Source organism: Sphingomonas piscis, assembly GCF_011300455.1.
Lineage (GTDB): Bacteria > Pseudomonadota > Alphaproteobacteria > Sphingomonadales > Sphingomonadaceae > Sphingomicrobium > Sphingomicrobium piscis.
Map to the genome: position 1 here is coordinate 1,145,150 of NZ_CP049869.1, position 20,561 is coordinate 1,165,710.

Below are 20,561 nucleotides of genomic sequence, written 5' to 3' on the forward strand. Positions count from 1 at the left end.
TGAGGCAAGTTGAAGCCCTGCGTCAGCATCTACTCATATCCAGCCACTTCGACGTAGCTGAGATACACAGGAGGCAGCCACTGACAGCTTCTGGCCGGCAGCTTCGATGACCCACTTGCGATTCTGTCGCGCAACAGAGGTCACGGCCCCCGCAGCAACCCAGTGACCCCGCCGAACAACCAGGCCGTCTGCATTAAGCAATTCGGTAACGACGTCCGAGAAACGAGCATGGACCAGTGTGCTTCGCTCACCGTGCAGGAAGATCCTGCAGTAATGGTCTTCTGCAACGACGGCCTGCACATCAGAAGCTTGCCGTGCGCCTGCCCTCCACAGGACACCTTTCGTAAACGCATAAGGTTCGGAAGGCGGCGCCGGCAGCGCCAAAGCGATTACAGGCACCAAGGCAACGCTGATTAACGCGGCATATAGCCAGATTGCGGGCCAAGTGGACGCAATCTGCCCACCCATGACACGGGAAAGAAGCGCAACCTCAGCCGGGATCGGGAGGTTGAGGACGATCGTTCCAAGTGCGGCGGCTTGCCACCAATCCTGCGGCTTACGCACCCGCCAAGCGAACCAACATCGCCAAAGAATCGTGTTCCAGCCGATCAACACGGACCAGAACAGCGTGCGAGGCAAAATGGGCATGTCACCGGTTTGAAACGCACCGGAGATCGTCGTGAACATAACTGCGGCAGCCGCGACTGCTCCGGTTATCCGACCGCCAGGCAAGCTCCACGCACGATTCACGAAAGCGCGAACCTGATTGGCGAAAGTGTGCTTGGCTGAGACCTTCGTTGCGGGCTGACGAACTGCGACCGGCGGCATTCTGTTCTGCTGCCACCGACCCCAGAAGGACTCAAGACGTGATCAAGACTGCGATTGCCGCCCTCCTATTCACTGCCGCGATGCCGGCCGGTGCTCAGACGCGTGAAGGATCCGCGTCTATGGCCGAAGAGAAGGCGGCGATGGAAAAATTCTCTTGGATGGACGGTATCTGGAAGGGACAAGCCGTGCACCGCGGTCCTGCTGGCGACAGAACGGTTGTTCATACTGAGCGCAGCGGCTCGATCCTTGAAGGAACGGTTCGACTTATCGAAGGTCGAGCTTACCAGCCCGATGGGAGCACCGCGTTCAACGCGCTGGCGATGATCAGCTACGACCCAGCTACTCACTCATACCGGATGGCGAGCCATGCCGAAGGGAGGTTCGGCGTGTTCAAGATCGAGCCCACGACTTCCGGATACGTATGGACCTTGCCGGCTGGACCTTCAGCCATCCGCTACACAGCGGTCTACCAGGACGGCTTGTGGAAGGAGATCGGCGAATATGTGGTGGATGGGCAAGCACCCCGGCAGTTTTTCAGCATGGAAATGCGCCGAGTTGGTCCCACTGACTGGCCATCAGGCGGCAGCGTCCCACGTCAAAGATGATTTTATGGGACGGCGTGCTGCTGGGACCTGTATCCACGGGTTGTTCTTCGGTGCGGCAAGGAAACAGTGGCTCCCTCGGGAGCCGGTGGATCGACGTTGACCAGAGGGGCGCTACCCGGTCGTCCGTGGCTCGATGACGGCACAAGCCTGTGATAAGTCGACTGTAGACGTTCGCTGATCGGCTCGGTGGGCTGGAAATCGGACCTCCGAACATGGGCTAAAGACCAAAGCCTGGATGAGCATCCAGTTGGCCGCAGCCGCGTTCAGGAAAACGTCTCCTCAAGCAGAATCGCGAGTGTTTATGATCTCCACCACAGGCTATGCTGCCAAGCATTCCTATTCGCGCCTGAAGCCGATCACGATCGAGCGCGAAGAACCCAAAGCTGATGAGGTGCTGATCGACGTTCTCTACTGCGGAGTTTGTCATTCGGACATTCACCAGGTGAAGAACGAATGGTCGAACACCGTTTACCCCTGCATGCCTGGACATGAGGTCGTCGGGCGAGTGGCAAGGGCTCCGGAAAGCGGCAAGTTCAAGGTCGGCGATATCGTTGGCGTCGGTTGCATGATCGACAGCTGCCGGAGCTGTGAGCCATGCAGGGACGGACTGGAGCAATATTGCGAAGGGCCGAACAGCTGGCTTGCAACTTACAATGGGCCGATGATTCCGTCCAAGAAGGCGAAAACGGGCACCAACATGTACGGCCGCGACAATACGTTCGGAGGCTATTCAAGCAATCTCGTGGTGCACGAGGATTTCGTGCTGAAGATCCCGGATGGCCTCTCTCCGGAAGCTGCAGCCCCGATACTCTGCGCCGGGGTCACCACCTTTTCACCCCTTCGACATTGGCAAGTGAAGGCTGGCGACAGGGTCGGGGTCGTTGGCCTGGGCGGGCTTGGCCACATGGCGGTGAAGCTCGCGAGGGCATTGGGCGCGGAAGTGACCGTTTTCACAACCAGCTCTGAAAAAGAGGAGGACGCGAGAAAGCTGGGTGCTTCTCATGTGGCGATCGAGAAGGAGGTCCAGGCCAAGCAAGAGGAATTGGCGGCGCTTGCCGGCTCATTCGACTTCATAATCTCAACCGTGCCGGAGAAGCATGACATCAACGCTTTCATCGCGCTTCTGAAGCGGGAGAAGAGTCTGGTAATCGTTGGAGCACTGGAGCCCATGGCACCCGTGGACAATCAGGCTGTCGCCTTTCATCGCCGCAACGTTTCAGGTTCGCTAATCGGTTCGATCAAGGAAACGCAGGAGGTACTCGACTTCTGCGCCCAGCACGGCATCGCACCTGAGATCGAGATCATCCCAATCCAGCAGATCAACGACGCCATGAAGAAAGTGGAGAGTGGCGAAGTCCACTTCCGCTATGTCATCGACATGGCGAGCTTGGAGAACTCCGACGATGAGGGGTCCGAAAAGACCAACGTCTAAAATCCGCCTCATTGCACTTGCATGACGCCGACCCAAGATAAGGCGCGAGGCGCCGTCAGGCAGCATGATTGAGGCAAGAAACGTGAAGCAGGAAGTGATCAGCGGGGGCATTTGGCGGCGGTCGCACTATCTCGACCGAATGACGCTGAAGGAGCTTTGGGCCGCTTACTTCCAGTATCCGGCGATCCTCGCTTACATCGCCTTGTCGCTGATCTCGGTTGCGGTGTGGACCGAATATCCGGCCAGCGCGGTACGGACTGTGCTTGCGGCCGGCGTCATCGTCGGCCTCTATCCGGCCGTTTGGTATGCTCTTCACCGCTGGGTGCTTCACTCGAACTGGATGTTCAAGGTGCCCTTCCTCGCCTCGACCTGGAAGCGGATACATTACGATCACCACCAGGATCCCAATCATCTGGAGGTGCTGTTCGGCGCGCTGCACACGACGCTGCCGACGATCGGCATCATCTCGATCCCGGTCGGCTATGCGATCGGCGGGATCGGCGGCGCTGCGGCTGCCTTCGCCGCGGGGCTGATCACCACCTGCGTCTACGAGTTCGTCCACTGCATCCAGCATCTCGCCTACAAGCCGAGGCTGAAGATCATTGCGGAAATGAAGAAGCGCCACATGGCTCACCATTTCCACGATGAACGGGGCAATTACGGGATCACCAGTTACTTTTGGGACAAGAAGCTCGGCACGTTTTACGACCGGGCTGAGCGCCCTGCGAAGAGCCCGACCGTGTTCAACCTCGGCTATACGCCTGAGGTGGCGAAGCGTTACCCGTGGGTAGCGGAGCTGTCGGGCGGCGTCGCGACCGGGCATCCCCGCAAGCGCGACGCCGCTTAAGCGTTTCCTTTAGGCCGCCGTGCCGAACATCTGCGGCATGGCCAGCGTGTCAAAGGCGTAGGGGTCGGGCCGGAACACGACGCCGTTGCCGGGGCTCGGCTCAACCGTCAGATAGGTCATATAGACCGGGACCGGCTTGGGCAGCGCGAACTCATGTTCCAGCTGACCGCCGTTCGGCACCCCGCCGAACACCCAGCCGGCGAAGCGGCGCCAGTCCTCCAGCCGGACACAGCCGTTGCTGAGCCACCGGTCGTTCTTGGCAAAGAGTTCCTTGTGCGGCGTATCGTGGAGGTAGATGCCGAAATCGTTGGGCATCTCGAATTTCATCGCGCCCATGCTGTTCCACGGTCCGGGCAGCTGACGAACCCGGATGTCGGTCGGCTTGCCGGCGGCGATCTGCTTCCAGTTGATCGTCTTGGGATCGACCAGCTTGGCGTTCGGCCCCCAGTCGGACAGCACTTCGTAGTGGAAGTTCTTGAAATAGGAGACCCCCTGCTCCTTGACCTTCTTGGCCGTCAGGCTGCGGATCAGTTCCGGCGGGACGTTCCAGTAAGGGTTCGCCTTCGCGTTGCGCATGATGACGGCCATCATCGGCGTCTTGGTCTTGGGCGAACCGACCACGACCTTCATGCCGTCGACCACCCGGTCACGATCGTAGAGGTAAGCTTCGGCGGCGCCGCTATCGACCACGACGTAGCGGTCGAAGGCGCGGGTGGCGGGAAGGCGCCAGGCCCGCTCGACATTGATGGCGAGCCGCTTCGCATAGTGCGAGTAGCCGCGGTTGAGCGACGCGATCGTGGCGCGGCCCGCCACGCCATCGGCATTCCCGAGGCCGTGCACCGTCTGATAGGTCGCGACTGCCTGGAACAAGGCATCGTCGTAACCGCCCTGCGGGGAGAGACCCAGCCGCGTTCGAAGCGCCTTCACCCGGGGGCCGGTCATGCCCCGCTTCAGCGGTGCACCGACGGGAACCTTGGTCTGCGGCAGGTTGCCCCACCGCGCCTGATATTGCTGAAGCCCCTGCGCGAGCTGAAGAAACAAGGGGTTGGGCTGGGTGCGCGATCGGCCGAAGTCGGCGCGGAACACCCGCTGCAGCCAGTTTTGCGGCCGCTGCCGGCGCTTGGCGACATTGCTCATCTGCGGGTCGACGTAAACGAAGTCGACGCCCTGCTTGATGGTGCGGGGAACCGCGATCGGCTCGTCACCCCGGCGCTGAGCCATCGACGGCGTTGCGAGAACGGACGCCGCAAGGGCGATCAGCAGATAATGGTTTTTGCGCATGAATCTCCGCGCCGCACGGCGCACTCCGGTGGTCGTCGGGAAGGAAACTCCCTGGCGCCGCGCGGGTTGCGCGTCGCTGAACGCGCATCTGGCGCTCGGGGCTGCTCCCCGCTACGCCATCCCGCCATGAGCAGCGACATCGTCATCCGCCCGGTAACCACCAAGGCGGATCGCCGCGCCTTCGTCGACTTCGCCTGGGAGGTGTACCGCGACGACCCCGCCTGGGTACCGCCGCTGAAGGATGAGGTACACGGCCTCATCGACCCCAAGAAGAATCCCTGGTTCGGCCATGCCAAAGCGCAGCTGTGGCTTGCGACACGCAATGGGCAGGTCGCGGGCCGGATCAGCGCGCAGGTCGACGATCTGGTGCAAACCCACATGGGTCAGGGCATCGGCCAGTGGGGCATGTTCGAATGCTTGGGGCCCAGGGTCGCATCGGAACTGATCGGGACTGCGGAGGACTGGCTGCGCGAGCAAGGCATGACCAGCGCGCTTGGACCGATCAGCTTATCGATCTGGGACGAGCCGGGATTGGAGATCGAGGGGTTCGACGAGCCGCCGACGGTGATGATGGGCCACCATCGCGAACAATATCAGACCTGGATCGAGGCCGCGGGCTACGCCAAGGCCAAGGACCTTTTAACCTACGAGGTGGGGATCAAGAGCTGGAACGATCCAATGATCGACCGGCTGATCGCTATGGGCGAGCGCAACAGCCGTCTGAAGATCCGCACCGTCGACAAGTCGAGGTTCGACGAGGAAGCGGCGATCATTCTTCACCTGCTGAACGACGCCTGGTCGGACAATTGGGGCTATGTTCCCCTGACCGATGCCGAAATCGCCTACGCCGGCAAGAAACTGAAGCCGATCATCTACAATGATCTGGTTCGCATCGCCGAATATGATGGCGAACCGGTGGCGTTCATGATCACGCTACCCGACATCAACGAGCTGATCGCCGATCTTGACGGCAAGCTGTTACCGTTCGGCTGGGCGAAACTGCTGTGGCGGCTTCGCAATCCCCGGACGCGCCGGGCGCGCGTGCCGCTAATGGGGGTGGCGAAGAAGCTTCACCAAACCCGGCTGGCAAGCCAGATTGCCTTCATGCTGATCGAATATTCGCGCCGTGCCTGCGTTGATAAGTTCGGGATCGAAACTGGCGAGTTCGGCTGGATCCTGGAGGATAACAAGGGAATGCTGTCGATCGCGCAGCTGCCCAGCGCCAGGGTCAACCACCGCTACCGGATCTACGAGAAGAGTTTAGTTTAGCATTATGTAAGTCGGCGCGTGGTCGGAGGCTTTCTCCTCGCCGCGCGCCCACTTATCGACGCCGGCGGCACGCACCCGGTCCATCGCCTGGGGCGAGCAGAGCAGATGGTCGATCCGGAAGCCCGCATCGCGTTGCCAACAGCCGGCGGTATAATCCCAAAAGGTGTAGAGCTTATCTTCGTTCGGGTGCAGCGCGCGCAAGGCGTCGGTCCAGCCCTGGTGAAGGATGCGCCGGTACGCCGCACGGGTTTCGGGCTGGAGCAAAGCATCGTGCTGTGTCGCTTTGGACGAGAAGACGTCGCGGTCTTCCGGAACGACGTTCCAGTCGCCGGCCAGGACGGTCGGGCTCTCCTCCGTCAGCAGCTCCTCCGCGTGCTCGCGCATCCGGTCCATCCATCGAAGCTTATAGTCGAACTTCTCCGTCCCGACCGGGTTGCCGTTGGGAAGGTATAGGGAAGCGACGACCAACCCGAACGCCTCCGCCTCGATGTACCGACTGTGGCTGTCGTCGGGATCGCCGGGCAGGCCGGTGCGACGAAGCTTCGGCGTGTCGCCGCGCGTCAGGATGGCGACGCCGTTGAATCCCTTTTGCCCATGCCAGACGGCGCCGTAGCCCGCCGCCTCGATGTCCGTGATGGGCAGTGACTCATCGGCGCACTTTAATTCCTGCAAACAGGCGATTTCCGGCTTTTCGCGCTCGAGCCATTCAAGCAGGCGAGGCAGGCGGGCACGAATGCCGTTGAGGTTGAAGGTCGCGAGCTTCATGCCGCTGCCTTATCCGTTCGTCCCGAGCGAAGTCGAGGGGCGGTCAGATGCTGAAGCTTGACCCGCAGCCGCAGCCGGACGCCGCATTGGGGTTGGTCACCTTGAACGCCGCGCCGCCGAGATCCTCAACGAAGTCCACGGCCGAGCCGCGCACCAGGTCGAGGCTAACGGGATCGACCACCAGCTTCACACCTTCCGTTTCGGCGATCGCATCGTCGTCGGCGGCAACCTCGGCAAGTTCGAACTTGTAGCTGAAGCCGGCGCATCCCCCGCCATCCACCGCCAACCGAAGGATCGCGGGCTTGGATTGCCGCGACGCAATCGCTGCAACGCGCTTTGCGGCGCTGGGTGTCAGGATGATTTGGGCGTCACTCACAAGGAGTGAGATAGGGAGGCGCCGCCGCGGCGGCAACCATTAGCGTTGAGCGCTTGCCGGACCGCCGAGGGCAACCTGGTCCATCGAATGGCTGCCGACCTTCTTGCGCATGGCGACGAGGTAGTCGTTGGACTTCATGAAGGGGATCGGATTGACCGCGCGGCCGTCGATGCGGACTTCATAGTGAAGGTGGCTACCGGTGGAGCGGCCGGTGGAACCCATGCGACCGATCAATTGTCCGCGGGTTATGCGCTGACCGGCGTGGACGCCGATCGCCGACAGGTGGCCGTAGCGGGTCTCGATCCCGCGGCCGTGGCTAAGCTTGATGAGATTGCCATAGCCGCCATTATTGTAACCGGCGTCGGTGACCACACCGTCGGCCGTCGCATAAATGGGCGTGCCAAGCGGAGCGGCAAGGTCGATCCCGGCGTGCATCTTGGCACGGCCTTCGAACGGATCGCTGCGCATTCCGTAAGCGGATTCGAACGAAGCGGTCTTCACCGGCTTGTCGGATGGTACGGAGATGACGCTGCTCGACAGCGTGTCCAGCTTCTTCCAGCTTGTGAACAGCGCCTTGAAGGTCGGGTCGGCCTGAGTCTTGGAATCGAACGGGCCGCCGACGCCGCCCTTACCGGTCGACGGTTCGAAGCCGAGCTGGGCCAGCGTCTCCGCATCGGCCTTGCCGTCAGCGATCATGGCCGCGAGAACTGCCTGACGCTCTTCGATTTCACGCACACGCGCTTCGGTCGCGGCAGCAATACGCGCGACTTCCTTCGAAACACCCGCATCAACGCCGGCCTGAACCGCAACTTCCGCCGGTTGCGAGAAGCGAACGACGGCGAAGATCGACCAGGCGCTCATTCCGAGCATGCAGAGGAAGAAGAACATCTGGACGGGGGCAGAAAGCCGAAAGCGGCGGAGCTTGGAGCCGTCGTGCACGAATAGGTCGCGATCGCGAAACAGTGCATTCGGCATCAGGATCGAACTCATGCGGTCGGTCGCTCCAACTTTTCAGCCCTGAACACGCCGACGCGGTTGCGAAGACGCCCAGAGTTTTCAAATCAGGAGCTCCCCAGCCCCTTCGCCGAACAGTGGTTGCCCACCCCGATTGCCGGCGATGCCCAGAACTGACCCGCGTTGGTTAACGAATTCAACCTACTAAGCCGGTTCGCGGGATGAGCCGCTTAGCTCATGCGGTGAGTTGAGCCGAAATGGCACAAGAGCAAGGAACCTGATGGTCGTTTCGGCCCGAATCAATCTTGCGGCTTGCCATCTGACCCGTGGCCACTAAAGGCGGCGGCGGGCCACGCCGTCCCAACGCGGCGCGTGCTCTCTGCAAGGAGAGACTAACATGACTGAACGACCTGCCGCGCTTCCCGCGCGTCCGCATTTTTCCTCTGGACCCTGCGCCAAGCCGCCGGGCTGGTCCGCTGACAAACTCAACGTCGACGTGCTTGGCCGCTCTCACAGGTCGAAGCTCGGCAAGGCGCGTCTGCAGTACTGCATCGACCTGATGCGCGAGATGCTCCAGCTGCCCGACACCCACCGCATCGGTATCGTCCCAGGCTCCGACACTGGCGCGTTCGAGATGGCAATGTGGACCATGCTTGGTGCGCGGCCGGTGACGACGCTCGCTTGGGAAAGCTTCGGTGAAGGTTGGGTTACCGATGCGGTCAAGCAGCTTAAGCTGGATCCGACGGTGATCCGCGCCGACTACGGCCAGCTTCCCGATCTCAGCCAGGTCGACTGGTCGAACGACGTCCTGTTCACCTGGAACGGTACCACGTCGGGCGTGCGGGTACCGAATGGCGACTGGATCCCCGACAACCGCGAGGGCCTCAGCTTCGCCGATGCGACCAGCGGCGTGTTCGCCTACGACATTCCGTGGGACAAGATCGACGTCGCCACCTTCTCTTGGCAGAAAGTGCTGGGCGGCGAGGGTGGCCATGGCGTTCTGATCCTCGGCCCCCGGGCCGTCGAACGGTTGCAGACCTACACGCCAGCCTGGCCGCTACCGAAGGTGTTCCGGCTCGTGTCCAAGGGTGCGCTCGCTGAAGGTGTGTTCAAGGGCGAGACCATCAACACACCGTCGATGCTGGCGGTCGAGGATGCGATTGTGGCGTTGGAGTGGGCGAAGTCCCTTGGTGGCCTGCAGGGGCTGATCGCAAGGTCGGATGCCAATGCCGCCGCACTCGACAAGATTGTCGAAGAACGCGAATGGCTAGGACACCTTGCGGAGGATCCCGCGTCCCGCTCGAAAACCAGCGTCTGCCTAACCGTTAAGGGTGCGGACGAAGCGTTCATCAAAAGCTTTGCAGCCCTGCTCGAAAAGCAAGGTGCCGCGTTCGACATCGCTGGATACCGCGATGCGCCGGCGGGCCTTCGAATCTGGTGCGGCGCGACCGTGGACACTGCGGACATCGAGGCGCTCGGGCCGTGGCTCGACTGGGCCTACGCGCAGACCTCCGCTTCCTAATCGAGCCGTCACTCTGAACTTGTTTCAGGGGCCATTTTTCACCGTCGGGCGAAGCGGCCCGATGAATGCTGAGACAAGTTCAGCATGACGATCAAGGAATTGACCATGACCCAACCCAAAGTGCTGATCAGCGACAAGATGGACCCGAAGGCGGCGCAAATCTTTCGCGACCGCGGTGTCCACGTCGACGAGATCACCGGCAAGACGCCGGAGGAATTGAAAGCCATCATCGGCGAGTATGACGGGCTAGCCATTCGTTCGTCGACCAAGGTCACCAAGCAGATCCTTGAGGCTGCGACGAACCTGAAGGTCGTCGGCCGGGCCGGGATCGGAGTCGACAATGTCGATATCCCCGCCGCCTCGGCCAAGGGCGTGGTGGTGATGAACACCCCGTTTGGCAATTCGATCACCACGGCGGAACATGCCATCGCCTTGATGTTCGCGCTGGCCCGCCAGCTGCCCGAAGCCGATGCGTCGACTCAGGCTGGCAAGTGGGAGAAGAACCGCTTCATGGGTGTCGAGGTCACCGGCAAGACGCTGGGCCTGATCGGTGCCGGCAACATCGGCTCGATCGTTGCCAGCCGTGCCCTGGGCCTCCGGATGAAGGTGGTCGCATTTGATCCCTTCCTCACGCCGGAGCGGGCTGTGGAACTGGGTATCGAAAAGGTGGAGCTGGACGAGCTGCTGCGCCGTGCCGACTTCATCACCCTGCACACACCGCTGACCGATCAAACCCGCAACATCCTCAGCCGCGAGAACCTCGCCAAGACCAAGAAGGGTGTGCGGATCGTCAACTGCGCGCGCGGCGGTCTGATCGACGAAGCGGCGCTGAAAGACGGGCTGGACAGCGGCCATATCGCCGGCGCCGCGCTGGACGTGTTCGAGACCGAGCCCGCCAAGGACTCGCCGTTGTTCGGAACGCCCAACTTCATCTCGACCCCGCACCTCGGCGCGTCCACCAGCGAAGCGCAGGTCAACGTCGCGATTCAGGTGGCCGAGCAGCTCTCGGACTTCCTGCTCCTGGGCGGCATCACCAATGCGCTGAACGTACCGTCGCTGTCGGCCGAGGAGGCGCCGAGGCTTAAGCCTTATATGGCGCTTGCCGAAAAGCTCGGCAGCCTGGTCGGACAGCTGACCACCGGTACGATCCCGCGCATCTCCATCCATGCCGAAGGCGCCGCAAGCGAGCTCAACACCAAGCCGATGGTGGCAGCGGTCCTCGCCGGCTTCTTGCGCGAGCAGTCCGACACCGTGAACATGGTCAACGCACCCTTCCTGGCGAAGGAGCGTGGCATCGAAGTTCGTGAGGTGCGGACCGAAAAGGAGGGCGATTACCACACGCTGCTTCGAGTCTCGGTGAAGACCTCCGCAGGCGAGCGGTCAGTCGCTGGAACGCTGTTCAGCAATGCGGAGCCGCGGCTTGTCGAACTGTTCGGGATCAAGGTCGAGGCCGAGCTTGCAGGCCACATGATGTACATCGTCAACGAGGACGCGCCGGGCTTCATCGGCCGCATCGGCACCTTGCTTGGCGAGAACGGCATCAACATCGGCACCTTCAACCTCGGTCGCCGCGATGCCGGCGGGGAAGCGGTGCTGCTGTTGTCGGTGGACAGCCCCGTTCCCGCAGGCGTCATCGATCAGGCAAGCAAGCTGCCCGGCGTCAAGCTGGTCCGGCCGCTGAAGTTCTGATGCTCGTAGTGCGCCGCTTGCTCGGAAGGCTTTCAGCAGCCATCACCGCGATGCTGCTGACCTCGCCGGCGCTGGCAGCCGATCCCGTCTTCGACATGCACGTGCATCTGCACAAAGGTGCAGAATCGCTCCGTGCGTATGAGGCTTCCATCGCCGGCACCGGGGTTACTGGCGCAGGCCTGATGTGGTTCGGCGGTCCGAACCACGTTCCTCCGGGGGACATGGCCAGCACGCGCAAGGGCAATGACGGGATAATCGCCCTTGCCGCTTCCAAGCCGGGGCTGATCCCGATCGTCACTGTCCATCCTTATGATGGCGAGGCGGCGCTGCGGGAGCTTGAGCGGGTTCGCAAGCGCGGCGCCAAAGTGTTGAAGATCCATTCGCACACCCAACGCTTCGATGCGGCAGACCCTCGTGTGCTGGCGCTGGTCCGCAAGGCCGGCGATCTTGGCATGGTTGTTCTGATGGACAACGCCAGCATCGTTCCTGGCGACAATCAGAAACTTCTCAACATCGCGCTTGAGACGCCCAAGACCAACTTCATCTTCGCCCATATCGGCGGGCTCGATTTCCGCTTCTGGAACATTCTGAAGCTCGCACGGACGGCCGAAAATTTGGTTGGTAACAACATCTATTTCGACGCGTCGACAGCGCCGCTAATGGCCGACTCGCCATTGGAGGCGGAGTTCGTCTGGACGCTTCGCAACGTGGGCATCGATTATGTGCTGTTCGGATCCGACTATCCGCAGCTAAGCGTCAAGGACTCGCTGGATGCGCTCAACCGCCTGGGCCTGACGGATGAAGAGTTGGCGAAGATCCGCTACGGCAACGCCAAGCGGCTGTTTGGCCTATAACGGCGCCGCGCGGCGTCAGCAGGGGAAAGTGACTTGGGCAATGTGACCGTCATCGGCGCGCAGTGGGGCGACGAGGGCAAGGGCAAGATCGTCGATTGGCTGGCGAGCCGCGCCGACATGGTGGTGCGTTTCCAGGGCGGGCACAACGCCGGACACACGCTCGTCGTCGGCGAGAAGGTCTACAAATTGTCGCTGCTGCCAAGCGGGATTGTGCGCGGCACGCCGTCGGTCATCGGCAATGGCGTGGTGCTCGACCCATGGGCGTTCAAGGCGGAAGTCGAACGCATTGCCGAGCAGGGATTGACGATCACGCCCGACGTGCTGCGGATTGCCGAGACTTGCCCGCTGATCCTTCCCATTCACCGCGATTTGGACGGACTGCGCGAAGACGCAAGCGGCGCGGGCAAGATCGGCACCACACGCCGCGGCATCGGACCCGCTTACGAGGACAAGGTGGGGCGCCGTGCCATTCGCTTGTGCGACCTGGCGCACCTCGACCAGCTCGACCCATTGCTCGACCGCTTGTGCGCGCATCATGACGCGCTCCGGGCCGGGTTCAATGAAAAGCCGGTGGACCGCGAAGCACTGCGCTCGGAGCTGGCCGAGATTGCGGAATTCGTCCTTCCCTACGCCAAGCCGGTGTGGCGCGACCTCGACGTCGCGCTACGCGGCGGCAAGCGCATCCTGTTTGAAGGCGCTCAGGGCGTATTGCTGGACGTCGATCACGGCACCTACCCGTTCGTCACCTCATCCAACACGGTGGCGGGAAGCACTGGGCCCGGCAGCGGTATCGGCCCCTCGGGTGCGGGCTTCGTGCTCGGCATCGTCAAGGCGTATACCACCCGCGTCGGCTCGGGCCCTTTCCCGACCGAGCTTCAGGACGAGGTCGGGCAACGCCTTGGCGAGCGCGGACGCGAATTTGGCACCGTTACAGGACGCCAGCGCCGCTGCGGCTGGTTCGATGCCGTGCTGGTGCGGCAATCGGCAGCCGTATCGGGGATCACCGGCGCGGCGCTCACCAAGCTGGACGTGCTCGACGGCTTCGACCGGGTGAAGATCTGCACCGGCTATGAGATCGACGGCAAGACGCTCGACTATCTCCCGCCGCATGCGTCCGATCAGGCGCGGGTGACGCCGATCTACGAGGAAATGGACGGCTGGAGCGAAAGCACCCAAGGCGCGCGCAGCTGGGCCGACCTTCCGGCGCAGGCGATTAAATACATCCGTCGCGTGGAAGAACTCATCCGCTGCCCGGTGGCACTGGTCAGCACCTCACCGGAGAGGGAGGACACGATCCTGGTGCGCGATCCGTTCGCGGGCTAGGCCCCAGGGAGTTTAGACCGTTGCGATGTCGGGCGCGTCTTCGGCCTTCATGCCGACGACGTTGTAGCCCGCATCGACATGATGGATTTCGCCAGTAACACCGCTGGCCAGATCGCTGCACAGGTACAGACCGGCGCCGCCGACATCCTCGATCGTCACATTCCGGCGGAGCGGAGCGTTATATTCGTTCCACTTCATGATGTAGCGGAAGTCGCCGATGCCGCTTGCGGCGAGGGTCTTGATCGGGCCAGCGCTGATGGCGTTGACGCGGATGTTCTCCCGGCCGAGGTCGGCGGCGAGATATTTGACCGACGTCTCGAGCGCCGCCTTGGCGACACCCATCACATTGTAGTGCGGGATGACTTTCTCGGCACCGTAGTAAGTGAGCGTCAGCAGCGAGCCGCCGTCCGTCATCATCGCCCGCGCGCGCTGCGCCACCGCGACGAAGCTGTAGACCGAGATGTTCATGGTCATCAGGAAGTTTTCGAGACTTGTGTCGACATAGCCGCCGCGAAGCTCGTTCTTGTCGGAAAAGCCGATCGCATGGACGACGAAGTCGAGCCGGTCCCAGCGTTGCTTCAGCGCCTCGAAGGTGCGGTCCAGCGCCTCCATGTTGCTAACGTCGCAATCGACCAGAATGTCGGAGCCGAGCTGCTCTGCGAGCGGACGCACCCGCTTCTCCAGCGCTTCGCCCTGATAGGAGAAGGCGAGTTCGGCGCCTTGGTCGCGAAGCTGCTTGGCAATGCCCCAAGCCAGCGATCGGTCGTTCGCAAGGCCCATGATCAGCCCGCGCTTGCCAGCCATGATTCCGGTCAAAGCTGAGGTCCCCCTGTTTCCATCTGCGGAGCCACATCCTCGCCGGGTTGAGGCTCCTCCACTTCGAGTTCGTCCTTGTACGGACCGCTATAGATCTCGCCCTTTAGCGCCTTCGGTCCGCTTTCCGCCAGCGCCGCGTTCAACTCCGCGCCCATCACCACGCCAAGGCCAATGACGAAGAAGAAAAGGAGCACGACCGTGACACCGGCAAGGCTGCCGTAAGTAAGGTTGTAGCCACCGAAGAGGCTGAGGGCCGACGGAAGCAATTCAACAGTTGCCATCCACCACAAGGTGACCAGCAACGCGCCGGGCCACTTGCGACATCCCCACTTGCGGTACCGCCGCGGCGTGAGACTTAGAAACAAGGCATAGATCGTGCCGAATAAGGCGAGGCCGGGGATAATCCGAAACAAAGAGGCGAGATCGCCAATATTCTCTGCAAGTGGAAACCAGGCTTCCACCGCCGCCTGCACGGACTTCAGGATCACAGTGGCGGTCAGCGCGGTGAACAGCAGGATCACTGCCACCAGGATGAAGGCGATGGAGCCGAGCCGGTAGTTCCAGAACGGCGCATTATATTTGACGCCGTAGGCGCGTCGCAGGATATCGCGGATCGTTTCCACGAAACTGGCCGCCGTCCACAGCCCGACCAGCGCGCCGAACCACAGCAACGGCCCGGTACGGGCGGTCAGCACCTCGTTGACCGGGGAGCGCAATGTATCCGCGACGTCCGGTGGCAATTGACCGAGCACGGAGCCGATCGCCTGGGCGGTTTCCGGGCCGGCACCGAACAAGCTGGCCACTGCCGCGGCGACGATGAAAAACGGGAAAAGTGACAGCAAGGCCAGAAAGGCGAGATTGCCGGCGTGGATGAAGCCGTCGTTGTAGACTCCGATGGCGACCCGCTTCGCGACCTCGACTGGCGCTGAGCCCGGCTTCAACCGCTCGGCAACTTCACGGCCGAACGCGGCGCGCATGGCGGCGAGCCGTTTCCGCCGGGCTTCCGGCGACTGGGGCGATTGATCCATCATCGACGCGGGCGCTTAAACCCCAAGCGACGCCCTCGGGTTGCCCCCGCCCGCCCAGCCCGCCGCGAATTCCTCAAGCTTGGCGTCGCCGGCGGGCACGTCGATGCGCAAGGTCACGAGCTGGTCACCGCGCTTGCCGCTCTTGTCGATAAAACCGCGCTCCTTGATCCGAAGCACCTTGCCCGATGTCGAGCCCTTGGGGACGGTCAGCATCACCGGGCCGTCTGGCGTCGGGACCTTGACCTTGCCGCCGAGTACCGCCTCCGCAAGCGTGACCGGCAGGTCGAGGCGAATGTTGGTGCCGTCGCGGGTGAAGAATGGATGCGGCGCAATGCTGATGGCAACGATCCCGTCGCCCGGCCCACCCGGGCCCTGCTGTCCCTTGCCGGCGAGACGGATCCTGCTTCCTTCCTCGAGGCCCTTCGGGAGCTTGAGGTCGATGGTCTTGCCATCGGCAAGCGTGATGCGCTGCGGCTTTAGCGTTGCGGCGTCTTCGAAGGGCACCGTCAACCGGTAGGCGATATCCTCGCCCTTTTGCGGGGCACGGGTGCGCTGGCGGAAGTTGCCGAACCCGCCGGCGCCGCCGCGCTGCTGACGAGCGTTGCCAGCGCCGAACAGGCCCTCGAAAAGGTCGCCGAGATCCGCCGCGCCCCCTGTTTCGAAGCCGCCCGGGAACCCTTCGAAGCCGCCGTTTGCCCCTGCGCCGGGGCGGGCGCCGCCGTAACCGTCGCCGCCGAAGCCGCCGCCGAACGGCATCTTGGGGTTGCCTTCCTCATCGATCTCGCCGCGGTCGTAGCGGGCGCGCTTGTCCTTGTCGGACAGCAGATCGTACGCTTGCGTCACTTCCGAAAATCGTTTGGCGGCGTTCGGATTATCCTTGTTGCGGTCGGGGTGAAGCTGCTTGGCAAGGCTGCGATAGGCCTTCTTGATCTCCGCTTCGCTTGCGCCGCGCGCGATCCCCAGCCGTTGATAAAGGTCCATGGCTCCTCCCATGCCGGAAGCTTCCCTCGCTGACCAGATGGGTTGCTCCCTGCCCGCCGCCAAGCCTAAGGCGCAGGGCGTGACCAGCGATCCTTTTGCCCTCTTCGCCGAGTGGATGGACGAGGCACGCGCAAGCGAGCCGAACGATCCCGATGCCATGGCCTTTGCCAGCGCGGACAGGCAGGGGCACCCGTCGGTCCGGATGGTGCTGATGCGCCGCTACGGGCCGGAGGGTTTCGGCTTCTTCACCAACATGGAAAGCCGCAAGGCCGGCGAGCTGCTCGCCAATCCCAATGGCGCGCTCGTCATCCACTGGAAAAGCCTTCGCCGTCAGGTGCGGGCCGAAGGTCAGGTTGTGGTCGCGAGCGACGAGGATGCGGAGGATTATTTCGCCTCGCGGAGTCGCGACTCCCGCATCGGGGCCTGGGCCTCCGACCAGTCGCGGCCGCTGGAGAGCCGTGCCGCCTTGGAGCAGCGGGTGGCGGACATGCGGGCCCGGTTCAATGGCCAGGATGTGCCGAGGCCGCCTCACTGGGCGGGCTTTCGCCTGATCCCGGACGCAATCGAATTCTGGTCGGATGGCGCCTTTCGGCTTCATGATCGGCTATTGTTCACGCGCACCGAGGACGGCTGGGAAGAGGGCCGCCTCTACCCATGACGGAGGTCCGCGGCGACGATCGCGCCAAGCTGTCGTCGCGGGCGGCGCTTGCCAGTGTCACGGTGGCGCTGATCCTGCTGATTGCCAAGGGGTGGGCGGCGGCGGCCACCGGATCGACCGCGATGCTTGGCTCGCTTGCCGACACCGCGCTCGACCTCATCGCCAGCATGGTGACCTTTGCAGGCATCCGCATCGCGGCCTTGCCCGCCGATCACGACCACCGCTTCGGGCACGGCAAGGCGGAAGCGCTGGTCGGCCTTGCGCAGGTGGTGCTGATCGCGGTCTCCGCCATCGGCATCGCTTGGCGCGCGATCGAGCGGCTGACGCGGGGCAGCGAAACGGCTGAATTGGAGATCGGCATCGGCGTGTCGCTGCTTGCACTGGTCTGCACCGCAGGCCTGATCGCCTACCAACGGCATGTGATTGCCCGAACCGGCTCCGTCGCGATCCGCACGGACAATGTTCACTATCAATCGGACCTGCTTCTCAACGTGTCGGTTATCGTCGCCCTTCTGCTCGACCAGGCGTTGAACGTCCGCGGCGCGGATGCGGCATTCGGTATCCTGATCGCGTTGTGGCTGCTGTTCGGGGCTTGGCGCGCATCCCTGGATGCGGTCGATCAGCTGATGGACAAGGAATGGCCGGCCGAACAGCGCGAACTCTTCTTGAAGGCGGCGCAAGATTATCCTGAACTCGCCGGGCTGCACGACCTTCGAACCCGATCCAGCGGCGTTCATCACTTCGCGCAATTTCATGTGTGGGTTCCGGCCGACTGGACGGTGCAGGAAGCGCACGACCGGATGGACCGCGTCGAACATGATCTCCAGCGCCGTTTTCCCGGAACCGAATTCCTGATCCATCTCGATCCGGAAGGGCATACCGATCGCGAGACCATCCTTCCTTCATCGATCACGGAGAGCGCCTCGTGACCAACATTCCCTTCTTCCAGGTCGATGCGTTCGTCACCCACCGGCCACTGACAGGCAATCCGGCCGCCGTGATGCCCCTGGAGCGCTGGCTGGACGATACCGTGCTGCAAGCGATCGCGGCCGAGAACAACCTCAGCGAGACGGCGTTCACCGTACCGAGCGAGGATGCGGGCGTCGATTACGACCTCCGTTGGTTCACCCCCACGGTAGAGGTCGACCTGTGTGGCCACGCGTCGCTGGCGTCAGGGCATGTGCTGCTGAAGGGCGATCGGGTGCGCTTCGCCACTAAGTCGGGCGTGCTGACGGTCAGCCGCAACGGCGACCTTCTCGAACTCGATCTGCCGGCTCACGCGGTGGAGCGGCAGGATCTGCCCGGCCTGGCCGATGCCTTGGGCGTCTCCGGAGAAACCTTCCTCGGTCGCAGCGGCAACGGCGCCGCCATCATGCTGCTCGAGAATGAAGAGGCCGTCCGGGCGGTATCGCCGGATTTCGCCGCCCTTTGCGCATTCGACCGACTGGTGATTGTCACTGCGCACGGCGACGAACAGGATGTCGCCAGCCGGGTTTTCGCCGCCTATCACGGCATCGACGAGGATCCGGTGACCGGCTCGGCCCATGCGGCTTTGACCCCGTTCTGGGCGGAGCGCCTCGGCCGAAGCCGGTTCACCGCCCTCCAGGCCAGCAAGCGCGGCGGCATTCTCGATTGCCGTCTGGAGGAGGACCGCGTTATCCTCGGCGGACGCTGCGCAACGACGATCGTCGGCACCTTCCAGCTTTAGGACGCCAACCTGGCTTCCAATGCGTCCAGGATGGGGACTTGGCTCGGCAGCATTTCGCGCCGGGCTTCCTCGAGGCTGAACCAGCGGGCTTCTTCGACTTCGCGAAACTGCTGCATGCGCCCGCTTCCGCGCGGATGTTCCAGTTCGAACATGTTGCTGGTCACCGCAGAAGCGTCGAGATCGCCTTCGACCGCAAAGGCTTCCACGATCTTGCCGCCCGACTGCCGAACTCTGCAGAGGTGGAAAGGAATGGCGTCCAGACGTGTTCCGGTTTCTTCCTCGAACTCGCGGAGGGCCGCTTCGGCGGGCGCTTCCCCGTGTTCGATCATGCCTTTCGGGATCATCCAGGCGCCAGTACCCCGCTTGATCCAAAACGGACCGCCGGGGCGCACCAGCAGCACCTCGACCCGGCCCGACGCATTGCGGAACAGGAGAATCCCGGCGCTGACCGGCGCTGGCATCAGGCGGCGAGCGGTTGAACCGCCGGTGCCGTCTCTGCGATGACGCCGCCGCCGAGCACACGCGAGCCGTCGTAGAAAACAGCGGCCTGGCCCGGCGCAACACCATATTCCGCCTGCTCGAAGCGCACCTGGCCACCTTCACCGATCAAGGCAGGAACCGGCGGTGCCAGCGAGCGCACCTTAACGGTTGCGGTACGCTGCCCTTCAGCCAGCCAGTTCATCTGACCGATGCGCATCTCCGATACCGCAAGCGCGGTTCGAGGGCCCACGATCAGTCGACGACTTTCCGGCTCGATCCTGACGACGAACAAGGGCTCGGGCTGCCCCCCGATCTCGATGCCGCGCCGTTGGCCGATCGTGAAGTGAACCACGCCTTCGTGCCGCCCGAGTACCCGGCCATTGATATGGACGATGTCGCCCGGAGCGGCCGTCTGGGGCCGCATCTTCTTGACGAGGTCGGCATAGTTTCCGTCCGGAACGAAGCAGATGTCCTGACTGTCGGGCTTGGTTGCAACTTCCAGCCCAGCCTCTTCGGCAAGCCGGCGTACCTCGCTTTTCGGAAGATTGCCGAGCGGGAAACGCAGGAACTCGAGCTGCTCCCTGGTAGTGCCATAAAGGAAATAGCTTTGGTCGCGCGCGGCATCGGCGCCCTTGTGAAGCTCCGGCCCACCTGGACCTTGTATGCGCCGGACGTAATGGCCGGTTGCAAGGCAGTCGGCGCCAAGCTCCCGGGCGAAGGAAATCAGGTCGACGAATTTCACGCTCTGATTGCACGCGGCGCAGGGCACCGGTGTCCGCCCTTGCGCATATTCATCGGCGAAACGATCGATCACGCCCTCCCGGAAACGGCTTTCGTAATCGAGCACATAGTGGGCGATGCCGAGGCGGTCGGCGACGGTCTTCGCATCGTAGATGTCCTGCCCAGCGCAGCAGGCGCCGGTCCGCTGCACTGCTTCTGCGTGATCGTAGAGCTGCAAGGTGACGCCGATGACCTCCGCCCCGGTGCGCGCAGCCAGCGCGGCCACGACCGAACTATCGACACCGCCGGACATGGCGACGACGATCCGTGCGCCGGCGGCGCCGTGCGGGAGATCGAAACTGATGGACATTGGAGGGTCTCTTTACCCGAAGTTCACTCCTCACCGCTAGTGAGACGGCAAGTCG

General features: G+C 63.0%; 21 protein-coding genes. 11 read left to right on the top strand and 10 right to left on the bottom strand.

The window, feature by feature from the left end; all coding sequences use genetic code 11:
* Positions 1-33: 33 nt before the first annotated feature.
* Positions 34-648 (bottom strand): hypothetical protein, encoded by a 615-nt coding sequence (locus tag G7077_RS05595; protein WP_166410847.1) that lies wholly within the window; start codon positions 646-648, stop codon positions 34-36.
* 218 nt (positions 649-866) lie between these two features.
* Here G7077_RS05595 and G7077_RS05600 point away from each other — a divergent pair, with 218 nt between their 5' ends.
* From G7077_RS05600 to G7077_RS05610, 3 genes are all read left to right on the top strand, one after another.
* Positions 867-1,433, top strand: a complete 567-nt coding sequence (locus G7077_RS05600) for a DUF1579 domain-containing protein (RefSeq protein ID WP_166410848.1) — start codon at positions 867-869, stop codon at positions 1,431-1,433.
* Positions 1,434-1,737: 304 nt separating this feature from the next.
* A complete protein-coding gene (locus G7077_RS05605) occupies positions 1,738-2,865 on the top strand; it encodes an NAD(P)-dependent alcohol dehydrogenase (RefSeq protein ID WP_425505315.1) in 1,128 nt (375 codons plus the stop codon).
* Between the two features lie 139 nt (positions 2,866-3,004).
* A complete protein-coding gene (locus G7077_RS05610; protein WP_425505316.1) occupies positions 3,005-3,712 on the top strand; it encodes a sterol desaturase family protein in 708 nt (235 codons plus the stop codon).
* Positions 3,713-3,721: 9 nt separating this feature from the next.
* Here G7077_RS05610 and G7077_RS05615 read toward each other — a convergent pair whose 3' ends face one another.
* A complete protein-coding gene (locus tag G7077_RS05615; protein ID WP_166410851.1) occupies positions 3,722-4,993 on the bottom strand; it encodes a L,D-transpeptidase family protein in 1,272 nt (423 codons plus the stop codon).
* A 126-nt stretch (positions 4,994-5,119) separates the two neighbouring features.
* Here G7077_RS05615 and G7077_RS05620 point away from each other — a divergent pair, with 126 nt between their 5' ends.
* Entirely contained in the window at positions 5,120-6,262 is a 1,143-nt protein-coding gene (locus G7077_RS05620) for an N-acetyltransferase (protein WP_166410852.1), read from the top strand.
* Here the strand turns inward: G7077_RS05620 and xth are convergent.
* The 3 genes from xth to G7077_RS05635 are packed head-to-tail and all read right to left on the bottom strand — an operon-like array spanning position 6,254 to position 8,393.
* Positions 6,254-7,027: an exodeoxyribonuclease III gene (gene xth, locus G7077_RS05625; RefSeq protein ID WP_166410853.1), complete on the bottom strand. Its 774-nt coding sequence runs from the start codon at positions 7,025-7,027 to the stop codon at positions 6,254-6,256. The two genes, G7077_RS05620 and xth, sit on opposite strands and share 9 nt — an antisense overlap.
* Before the next feature lie 43 nt (positions 7,028-7,070).
* Entirely contained in the window at positions 7,071-7,403 is a 333-nt protein-coding gene (erpA, locus tag G7077_RS05630) for an iron-sulfur cluster insertion protein ErpA (protein ID WP_166410854.1), read from the bottom strand.
* A 39-nt stretch (positions 7,404-7,442) separates the two neighbouring features.
* Positions 7,443-8,393, bottom strand: coding sequence for a M23 family metallopeptidase (locus G7077_RS05635; RefSeq protein ID WP_166410855.1), 951 nt, complete (start codon positions 8,391-8,393; stop codon positions 7,443-7,445).
* A 361-nt stretch (positions 8,394-8,754) separates the two neighbouring features.
* Here G7077_RS05635 and G7077_RS05640 point away from each other — a divergent pair, with 361 nt between their 5' ends.
* The 4 genes from G7077_RS05640 (at position 8,755) to G7077_RS05655 (ending at position 13,745) form a co-directional block, all read left to right on the top strand.
* Positions 8,755-9,879 (top strand): phosphoserine transaminase, encoded by a 1,125-nt coding sequence (locus G7077_RS05640; RefSeq protein WP_166410856.1) that lies wholly within the window; start codon positions 8,755-8,757, stop codon positions 9,877-9,879.
* Between the two features lie 105 nt (positions 9,880-9,984).
* Complete coding sequence (serA, locus tag G7077_RS05645; protein ID WP_166410857.1) at positions 9,985-11,568, top strand: phosphoglycerate dehydrogenase; 1,584 nt, start codon at positions 9,985-9,987, stop codon at positions 11,566-11,568.
* Positions 11,568-12,422: an amidohydrolase family protein gene (locus tag G7077_RS05650; protein ID WP_206367704.1), complete on the top strand. Its 855-nt coding sequence runs from the start codon at positions 11,568-11,570 to the stop codon at positions 12,420-12,422. Before serA ends, G7077_RS05650 begins: the two co-directional genes overlap by 1 nt.
* A 33-nt stretch (positions 12,423-12,455) precedes the next feature.
* Positions 12,456-13,745, top strand: a complete 1,290-nt coding sequence (locus tag G7077_RS05655) for an adenylosuccinate synthase (RefSeq protein WP_166410858.1) — start codon at positions 12,456-12,458, stop codon at positions 13,743-13,745.
* A gap of 12 nt (positions 13,746-13,757) precedes the next feature.
* Here the strand turns inward: G7077_RS05655 and fabI are convergent, their stop codons facing one another.
* From fabI to G7077_RS05670, 3 genes are read right to left on the bottom strand one after another with little or no spacing between them, the layout of a single operon-like run.
* Complete coding sequence (gene fabI, locus G7077_RS05660; RefSeq protein ID WP_166410859.1) at positions 13,758-14,561, bottom strand: enoyl-ACP reductase FabI; 804 nt, start codon at positions 14,559-14,561, stop codon at positions 13,758-13,760.
* Positions 14,558-15,592 carry a YihY/virulence factor BrkB family protein gene (locus G7077_RS05665; RefSeq protein WP_166410860.1) on the bottom strand — a complete coding sequence of 345 codons (1,035 nt, stop codon included), beginning with the start codon at positions 15,590-15,592 and terminating at the stop codon, positions 14,558-14,560. The genes fabI and G7077_RS05665 overlap by 4 nt, the downstream gene beginning before the upstream one ends.
* A 12-nt stretch (positions 15,593-15,604) precedes the next feature.
* The gene (locus tag G7077_RS05670) at positions 15,605-16,570 is read right to left on the bottom strand and encodes a DnaJ C-terminal domain-containing protein (protein ID WP_166410861.1); all 966 of its coding nucleotides are present in this window, start codon (positions 16,568-16,570) and stop codon (positions 15,605-15,607) included.
* 79 nt (positions 16,571-16,649) lie between these two features.
* Here G7077_RS05670 and pdxH point away from each other — a divergent pair, with 79 nt between their 5' ends.
* The 3 genes from pdxH to G7077_RS05685 are packed head-to-tail and all read left to right on the top strand — an operon-like array spanning position 16,650 to position 18,936.
* Entirely contained in the window at positions 16,650-17,228 is a 579-nt protein-coding gene (pdxH, locus tag G7077_RS05675) for a pyridoxamine 5'-phosphate oxidase (protein ID WP_246167503.1), read from the top strand.
* Complete coding sequence (locus G7077_RS05680) at positions 17,225-18,157, top strand: cation diffusion facilitator family transporter (RefSeq protein WP_166410862.1); 933 nt, start codon at positions 17,225-17,227, stop codon at positions 18,155-18,157. Before pdxH ends, G7077_RS05680 begins: the two co-directional genes overlap by 4 nt.
* Positions 18,154-18,936, top strand: coding sequence for a PhzF family phenazine biosynthesis protein (locus G7077_RS05685; protein ID WP_166410863.1), 783 nt, complete (start codon positions 18,154-18,156; stop codon positions 18,934-18,936). The genes G7077_RS05680 and G7077_RS05685 overlap by 4 nt, the downstream gene beginning before the upstream one ends.
* Here the strand turns inward: G7077_RS05685 and G7077_RS05690 are convergent.
* Together G7077_RS05690 and mnmA are read right to left on the bottom strand one after the other, a co-directional pair.
* Positions 18,933-19,397 (bottom strand): NUDIX hydrolase, encoded by a 465-nt coding sequence (locus tag G7077_RS05690; protein ID WP_166410864.1) that lies wholly within the window; start codon positions 19,395-19,397, stop codon positions 18,933-18,935. The two genes, G7077_RS05685 and G7077_RS05690, sit on opposite strands and share 4 nt — an antisense overlap.
* The gene (gene mnmA / locus G7077_RS05695; protein WP_166410865.1) at positions 19,397-20,506 is read right to left on the bottom strand and encodes a tRNA 2-thiouridine(34) synthase MnmA; all 1,110 of its coding nucleotides are present in this window, start codon (positions 20,504-20,506) and stop codon (positions 19,397-19,399) included. Before mnmA ends, G7077_RS05690 begins: the two co-directional genes overlap by 1 nt.
* Positions 20,507-20,561 lie beyond the last annotated feature (55 nt).